At 62.3% G+C, this 7652-nt stretch carries 6 protein-coding genes; 3 read left to right on the top strand and 3 right to left on the bottom strand.

From position 1 onward, the window contains the following. The first annotated feature begins 54 nt into the window (after nt 1-54). The 3 genes from ABH944_RS41845 to ABH944_RS41855 all read left to right on the top strand — a co-directional run bounded on the left by ABH944_RS41845 (nt 55) and on the right by ABH944_RS41855 (nt 4662). The gene (locus ABH944_RS41845) at nt 55-1851 is read left to right on the top strand and encodes a hypothetical protein (protein WP_404614792.1); all 1797 of its coding nucleotides are present in this window, start codon (nt 55-57) and stop codon (nt 1849-1851) included. Nucleotides 1852-1894: 43 nt separating this feature from the next. After that, complete coding sequence (locus ABH944_RS41850; protein WP_404614790.1) at nt 1895-2491, top strand: restriction endonuclease; 597 nt, start codon at nt 1895-1897, stop codon at nt 2489-2491. Between the two features lie 236 nt (nt 2492-2727). Beyond that, nucleotides 2728-4662 (top strand): AAA family ATPase, encoded by a 1935-nt coding sequence (locus ABH944_RS41855; protein WP_404614788.1) that lies wholly within the window; start codon nt 2728-2730, stop codon nt 4660-4662. Nucleotides 4663-5285: 623 nt separating this feature from the next. Here the strand turns inward: ABH944_RS41855 and ABH944_RS41860 are convergent. The 3 genes from ABH944_RS41860 to ABH944_RS41870 form a co-directional block, all read right to left on the bottom strand. After that, nucleotides 5286-5696, bottom strand: a complete 411-nt coding sequence (locus ABH944_RS41860; RefSeq protein ID WP_404614786.1) for a surface-adhesin E family protein — start codon at nt 5694-5696, stop codon at nt 5286-5288. A gap of 370 nt (nt 5697-6066) precedes the next feature. Continuing rightward, the gene (locus ABH944_RS41865; protein WP_404614784.1) at nt 6067-6462 is read right to left on the bottom strand and encodes a hypothetical protein; all 396 of its coding nucleotides are present in this window, start codon (nt 6460-6462) and stop codon (nt 6067-6069) included. Next, nucleotides 6462-6773, bottom strand: coding sequence for a DUF7673 family protein (locus ABH944_RS41870; protein ID WP_404614782.1), 312 nt, complete (start codon nt 6771-6773; stop codon nt 6462-6464). Before ABH944_RS41870 ends, ABH944_RS41865 begins: the two co-directional genes overlap by 1 nt. Nucleotides 6774-7652: the final 879 nt, after the last annotated feature.

Genomic DNA, 7652 nt, shown 5'->3' on the forward strand with positions numbered 1-7652 from the left:
TCTCGGGCGCACGCTGACCCATTCAAGCCAGCGCCCTTTGCTTTGGAGAGTGAAATGGATGCACCCGGCAAGCCGCACGCCGACATTGATCGTCAAGCGTATGAGGCGTGGCAGGAACAGCAGGCAACGTTTGAAGGCGACCAGCTACGGGCCGTGCAGGCAGGCACGCGTCACTACATCGAGAATTTGAGTGCCGCCGCCGAGACCATGCTGGATTCGTCGCTGAGCGACATCGAACGTGGCATGGCCGAGAGTTACCTGAAGACGGTCGCGCCGCACATCGAGCCCGAGAAGGTCCAGGACTGGGCGCTGGACCTGCGCTGTGCCGAGGGCACGTTGCGGGAAGTCTCGGACTACTGGAACGGCGACATGACGGTCCTGAATCGGGCCCGCACGCAAGTTGAAATGGTCGCGGGCGGCCAGTACGAGCAGGTGCGGGACCCGGATCTGCTGCGCGAGATGCCGCTGCCGAAGGGCGAGGAAGTCGTGGCCGCGCGCCAAGCAGTACTCGAGGGCGCGGTGACGATGGATGGCGCCGAGCGCGGGGCGATGAAGGAGATTCTGGCCGGCATTCAGGCGGAACCGGGCAGCGAGGAATTCCGCAAGGCCCAGAGCATGACCCAGTTCTATGTGCCGGGGGGAGACTTTTCCAAGCACTGGGAAGAAGTTGCCTTGCAGCACTTCACCCAGGATCTGCCTGAAACACCGCTCGGCGAATTCGTCGATCCGCATGGCGGCCTGCGGGAAATCCAGCACATCGAGCCGATGCAGCCCGGCAAAGAGCGCTACATCGACCAGGTCCTTGAAGCGAGCCACGCCCTGGATGCGGCCACCAAGAGCGGCGACATTAACGCGATTGTCGACGCAACCACTGAGCTTGAGAGTCTCGCTCCGGCGGGTTTGGCGCCTGACCAGATCGATACGTGGCGCGAGGCGGTGAAGGAAGCGGCGTTCGACGAGACCCTGCAGCGTCTGGACATCGAGTTCTACAACAGCTACGGCTTCGATGCGCCGATGGACGGCCTGAACGAGGCCCAGTCCCGCCTGCAGGACCTCATCGACGGCAAGAACCTTGGCCAGCACCTCGGCACGGCCGCCGAGGCCACCGCCGACGTGAGCGAGTTCCGGCAGGAACAGATGCAGGCCGGCGAGGAGGGCGTCCGCCGGTACATTGACCAGGTGCGCGATGCCAGCCAGGAATACGTGAGCACGGGCTCTGACGCCGCGATGGACCGGCTCGCGGAACTGGCACCGCGCGAGATGACGGCGGCCGAACTGGACGACTGGGCGAAGGACATCCAGAAGGCCGATGCGGTCCTGCAGGAGGCGCATGCCCGCACCCTCGACACGCAGACCGCGACGCTCTGGCCCGGCACAGTCGAGCTCGCCGAGGAGCAGTTCGACCAGGTTGTGACCGATCTGCGTGGACAGCACGAACAGGTCTACGACGCCGACTTCCTGTCGCGCGTGCCGCCGCTGTCTGCCGAGGAGCGGCGCGAAATCAATGGGGCACTGGTCGGCGAAGCCGTCGTGCTCGATGCGCAGGAGCGCGAGGCAGCTTCCGAAGTGTTCGCCGGGCTGGATGCCGAGCCGGGCTCGCCTGAATTCGAGACCGCGCGCGAGACTCTCAGTGAGTTCATGCCGACGGGCAGCGATCTCAGCGACGAGGCCTGGCAGGAAGCGGCCCGGGTGTACGCGGCCGACGTGCTCGATCGCGAGCCGCTTGAAACCTACTTCAGCGCGGAAGGGGTCGCGCTGGACGAACCGGCCATCGAGGCCAGCGTAGGCGAGTCGGCCGCCGAAGTCGATCACGACAACGATTACGGCCTTGAGCTCGATCAGGACGACTGAGCTCGTTGCGCCGGCTGCGGTCGGCGCGCAGGAGACCAACAACATGCAAAAACCCCGCATCCTTTCATGGCTCATCAACCGGGTGCGCCTGCTCGGCAAAGGCCGGCATCTGGGCAATATCCGGCAGGCCGAGCGCACGCTCGACAGGCTGCGCGCGATCGCGGCCGAGCATCCGTCGGTCGATGCTTACCGGCCGCGCATCCTGGGCTACTTGCGCAAGATCGATCCGTCGGTCTTTGAGGAAATGCTGCTGACGGTGGTCGAGCGCAGCAACGTGCGCGTGACGCGCAATCTGCGCTATTCCGGCGATGGCGGCATCGACGGGATTTTTCATCATCCCGCCGGCGAGGTGCTGATCCAGTGCAAGCGATACGGCGCCCACATCGACAACAAGCACGTGATCGCTTTCAACCAGCTGGTCGAATCGCGCGGTGCGGCCTGGGGCCTATTCGTCCATACGGGGCGAACCGGGGAGCTCTCGCGGTTGGTCACTGCAGGTGGCCGTCGTGTGAGTTTTGTATCGGGCGAACTGCTCGCCGAGGCGCTGCTCGGCCGTCGCTCGCTGCCTGATCTCGTGACGAAGCAGATCGCCGCGCTTGAGCCTGCAGCGCAGCGGCCCGCTGTCGCCGAGCGCGTCTGAAAAGAGAAAGGGCCACACACTGGTGGCCCTTATCCCTGGATTTTCTGCAACCGCCAACGAGGGCGGGTAAAACGATATGTGCCTTTACTTTACACCCCCGCACGCGGCGCGTGCAAGTTTTTCCAGGCAGTTGGGCGCACACGCAGGGCCGGCCGCGACCGTCCTTCAATCAATTGTGCGTGTGCCGGCCGCAGTCGCCGGCGGTATCACCTTCCAAATCAACGGGGCGAATCACCATGCTTAGTCGTCTTGATCCCTTCTGGATGCGCATCGGCGTGATCGTCGGGTGGGCCTACGTTCTCCTCATCAATATCGAGCATCGCTCCAGCTTTGGCCTGTCGATGCTCCTGCTTGCCACGACGTGGATCGCCTTCGGGGCCGTCTGGTTCTGGAAGCAAGGTCACCCACGGTATATCCAGGGGGCGTGCGCGATTCTCGGGCTGGGGGGCCTTGTCCTGTTCCTGGACTGGAATCTTTTAAGCCTGCCTGGCGCGGCCTCGAGTGTGGCTGCTGTCTACTGGCTGCACACGCACGTCGGCCTCGCCAACGTTGGCTCGGCGCAGCCTGCGCCGTCGGTTGCGACCCAGTCACCGCCGAAGCAGGCGGCGGCAGCCGCGCCTGCCTACCGCGACAACATGCGTACGCCTTGCTACACCTTTTCCGACATCGTCGGCATGAATGACACCAAGCAGCGTCTGCGGGCCGCGGCGGCAGAGATTCTCGCGGGCGGCCCGGACGCACGGAACGGCATGCTGCTGTTCGGTGAGCCCGGGAACGGAAAGACGCTGTTCGCGGAGGCTCTTGCGGGCGATCTCAAGGTGCCGTTCTTTTCCATCAGCTATGGTGATGTGGCGAGTAAGTGGATCAACGACACTCCCCAGAACATCAGGGCAGTCTTCCAGGCAGCCAGGCGCATGGGCCGCGGCGTGCTCTTCATTGACGAGGTTGACTCATTCCTGAAAAACCGCTCAGGCGGACTCGACGGTTCGGCCGGCCATTCGATGGACCGTGACATGACGAACACTATGCTCACGGAAATCGTTGCGCTTCGGGGCACCAAAGTCATCCTCGTGGCCGCGACCAACCTGCTGGACGAGATGGACGGCGCGGGCATCCGCGAGGGACGTTTCGACTTCAAGGTCGAAGTGCCGCCGCCAGACTTCGAAGCCCGGCAGGCGCTGCTGCGCCGTGGCATTGCCGCCGCGCTGGGCGAGCCGGTGATCGATGCGGAGGCCCTTGACAGCCTCGCCCGTCGCTGGGAAGGCTTCAGTGCCGCGCGTCTCACCGCGCTGGGCAAGGAGCTCAAGGACATGGTGCGCGATGAGACGATCGGACTGGGTGAGTTGCTGACAGTCGAGATGGGCATGCAGGCCATGCGGCGTCTCCAGGGCCGCGCGGGCGACCGCCTGCCCGAAGACGCCAAGTCAATTGACGAGATCATCATGCCGATGGCCAGTCGCGATGTGCTTCGGGACCTCGCCTACCGGCTCAAGAATGCGCAGGATCTCGAGAAGATCAATTCGAAAATCCCGAGCGGGCTAGTCTTCTGGGGGGCGCCGGGCACTGGGAAGACCCAGGCCGCGATGGCGCTCGCGAAGGAAAGCGGGTACGCCTTTTTGAGTGTATCGGGCGACGAGATGATGTCGAAACCGAGCCTCTGGGACCAGAAGGTCCGCGAGGCCCTCGACATCCGGCCGGCTATCGTCTTTATCGATGAAGCCGAGGACATCCTTCGCGCGCGCAAGCACTCGAGCCCGTATGTCGTGTCGCTCACCAACAAGATCCTGCGGACACTGGATGGGGCGAAGGGAAGGGCACGCGACGTTATCTACATCGCGGCCACCAACCATTTCGAGACACTGGATCCGGCCATCGTTCGCGGCGGTCGCTTCGGGCTCAAGGTGCAGTTCGACGTACCTGATGCGCTGGATATGGCGATCTACGTCGCCCGTGCGCTGCGGCGGCATACCGAGGCCGGCTATGTGATCGGGTCCGAGGTTTCCGCTGGGCTGCTTGAACGTCTAGCAGGACGCTCTATCGCCGATGCTGATGAGATCATCCAGGGTGTGATTGATAAGGCTGGCGTACGCCGCCTGAAAGACGGGACACACGATGTCCTCATCGAGGATGTCGAAGCCGGCGTGGCCAGTGTCCGGGGCGTCGAACCGTAGTCAGCGAAGGACAGGAGCCCTTGCGGCAGCAGACAAAAGGGGTGCATAACAAGAGCTATGCACCCCTTCGGTTGTCGTTGCGTTGGTTCCGCGCCTTTGCGTCAGCGCTTTCCTGTTTTTGCTCCGTTTCAGGCCTCGGTCGAGCCGACCAACTTGGCCAGATGCGCCGCCCAACCGGCCTCTTCTTCCTCGGTTAGTGCGCATCCCATCTCACCGGTCAAGACAGTTTTGATTTCCCGCCATTCATCGACTTTCAGTTCCCGCCGGTAGCCGTACCGTGACCACTTCTTCGATATCCTTAGCGACGCCGAAGGACTCGTTTTTATACTCGCTTTCGTACTTGGTCATCACTTTCTTCGTCATTAGTCCAGGCCGCATCGGAAGCGGCCTAGCGCGTCTTCTGGCGAACAGCGGTTTTTCTGAGCTGGTCGAACGTCAGCGACATCGCGATGGCGTCGTCCGCCGAATACAAGGCCGGGCTCGGTGAACTCGGTGAAAACCGAAACATCCTCGAATTTTCACGCCTTCAAATAATCGATGGCTTCGTCGATCGACCAGCACTTTTGAATCAGTTCGGACATATTTCCTCCAATCGTCAATCTTGGCGTCCGGTTGCACGCCGGTTACTTCCCGCAGTGATACTTGACCACCATGTCCCACACCGAGCCGGGCGGCGGCAATTTCATTACGGGCGGGACCTCGCCATACATCACGGCCTGGCCCTTGCCTCCAGGCTCAGCGAAGCCACTTACGTATCGGAGCGACGCCAGGTGCAGGTGGCAATCAAGTTGAAGCAGCATGATCGCGGAGCGAAAGGGCGGGCGACCCTTGTCACGGTTCGGCTGGGGCGTGGCGAAATTGACCAGGATCTCGGCGACTGCCGCGTCGCCCGACCCACGCGAAATCGGGTCGGTCCAATAGGACTCACCGGCGCCGACATCGTTGCCCGTAACCGGCATGAACTGATCCGCCAGCGCGACCTCCGCGTGCGCTGCAAGCAGCGTGAGCGTCGCGGCCATGATGCTTCTTTTCATTTGAATCTCCGTTGTTTCCGTGTGAAGCGGTTTGGTTGCTGCATAACGGCCCAAAGGGCCGGGACTTAAAAGCTAAGGGTTCTAGCGGGCGCGATCTGCGCCGCCCGGAATATGCGCGCGCTGGCCGTGGACGCTGTCGGCGACCCGGCTGACGGTTGCCCAGCCCTCCCCGGCGCGTGATCTCGACAGGAAGCAGGCCACCACTGAGGCGGTGCGGATTGATGTCGGGAGTGGTCGTGTCGCGCCTCTGCAGAAGCCGACGTGACACGACGAAGACTCTTTATAGTTTTAGGACTACTCATTACAACCTCGGCAGGACGGCGGAAAATTCCGCCTGGTTATGTGCGCGCCAGCCGGCGCGCACGGGGTGTTACTTGGTGTCTTTCTTCGGCCTGGCCACGCGTTTTGGCCGCATGCCGGTCGAGCGTTTGGCTTCGTGCGCCGCACTCATTTCCGCTGCTGCGTCCGGACGGGTCCACCGCTTGGCCGGAGCAGAGGAAATGTTCAGCCCGACCATGTCCACCGATGCCCTTGTTAAACCAATACGACGCAAGACTCTGAGTGCAAGGTCACTGCGCCCGAACTGCCGCCGTTCGCGGCGATCGGTCACGAACTGCGCGAGACCGGCCTCCCGGGTGACGAAATCGACGTGCCAGAAGCCGCCCTCGGCAGTCAGGGTCGCCGAGAGGATGCCGCCGGCTTCAATGACGGCGCGTGCCTGTGCGAGGTCATAGGCGAGTTTTGGCGTCGGAGGTGTCTTCGCCATCAGTCCTCCCGGCCCTGCAGGAGCTCGGGACGCCATTCACGCACGATCGCCTCGAACTCCTTTTCGTAGCCGAGCGAGTCCGGATAGCTGTGCGCACGTGAGGCAAGGCGAAACACCACGCACATGTCTTCCATGATGTCGTCATCGACGCCCCACCCGGTGGTCAGGTCGTACTTGCCGCAGGCGCTGGGGTTCCACCAGGCGAGCAGGAAATCGGCGACACGGCGGCTCTGATGGGTGTCCCCCTGGGCGTGCTTCAGGAGGTTTTCGAGGGCCTGCTTTTCGACAGGCAACATTTGTTCGCGTTTCACGGCCGGTTCTCCTCTTATGAACGAAAGTTGGGATTATGCAGTCACGCCTGGACGAGCCGGAGCAGCGGGCGCGGAAGGCACCGGCGCAGCACGGTCCACATCTTTGCGGGACAGTGCGCCGCGAACCATGCCGCTGACACGATCCGGAAGTGCACGCTCGGTATCGAAAACTTTACCGCAAATTACTATAGTTTGCTATGTAAATTGATGTTGTTTACGGTATGCTGATCGACATACGAAGACATCAAGGAGGGGTTAGGACATGACTGCAGCACAATTGTGCCGCCTTACCGGCTGAACGGACCTCTATGATTTCAGACTCAGCCCCGCAAAGGCATTTGACAACTTCCTGCTCATAGAAGGGCACTCCAACCTCCATCGACTGAACGGTGAGAACCTTCAGGAGCGGATCAGGCATGCCGCTGAAATGTCTATGAGCGGCGACGGCGGCCTTCACCATCGAAATCTAGGGCTTATGCGCCCGATCGCCGGCGCCTACGCATACCATGGCCCTACACTTTGAGAGTGCCACCTCGCGAGCCTTGATTCGGTAGGGCGCGGCCGTGCTGCTGGCAAAGGAAGCATCTGGGGCGCAGTTTGCGTAACCCTCGTCGCCAAAGCAATGCCCCGAAAGCCGTGCCAGCAAAGGCCCTGATGGCTGAGGTGTAGATCTATGGTAACTGACTGATCCGCTTGGGCACGCCCTGGCTCGGGATGGGCCTCAACGTAATCATCCTGTGATGATTCAGAACACCGCGCTTGACCTCTCTCCGGTTCTTTGCTCGCCTTGATTCGGTAGGGCGCGGCCGTGCTGCTGGCAAAGGAAGCATCTGGGGCGCAGTTTGCGTAACCCTCGTCGCCAAAGCAATGCCCCGAAAG

Source organism: Caballeronia udeis (assembly GCF_044909315.1).
Classification (GTDB): domain Bacteria; phylum Pseudomonadota; class Gammaproteobacteria; order Burkholderiales; family Burkholderiaceae; genus Caballeronia; species Caballeronia udeis_A.

What these genes read in the sequence shown, in the direction of transcription:
- ABH944_RS41845 (WP_404614792.1), top strand. Translation starts at nt 55, where the DNA reads ATGGATGCACCCGGCAAGCCGCACGCCGACATTGATCGTCAAGCGTAT.
- ABH944_RS41850 (WP_404614790.1), top strand. Translation starts at nt 1,895, where the DNA reads ATGCAAAAACCCCGCATCCTTTCATGGCTCATCAACCGGGTGCGCCTG.
- ABH944_RS41855 (WP_404614788.1), top strand. Translation starts at nt 2,728, where the DNA reads ATGCTTAGTCGTCTTGATCCCTTCTGGATGCGCATCGGCGTGATCGTC.
- ABH944_RS41860 (WP_404614786.1), bottom strand. Translation starts at nt 5,696, where the DNA reads ATGAAAAGAAGCATCATGGCCGCGACGCTCACGCTGCTTGCAGCGCAC.
- ABH944_RS41865 (WP_404614784.1), bottom strand. Translation starts at nt 6,462, where the DNA reads ATGGCGAAGACACCTCCGACGCCAAAACTCGCCTATGACCTCGCACAG.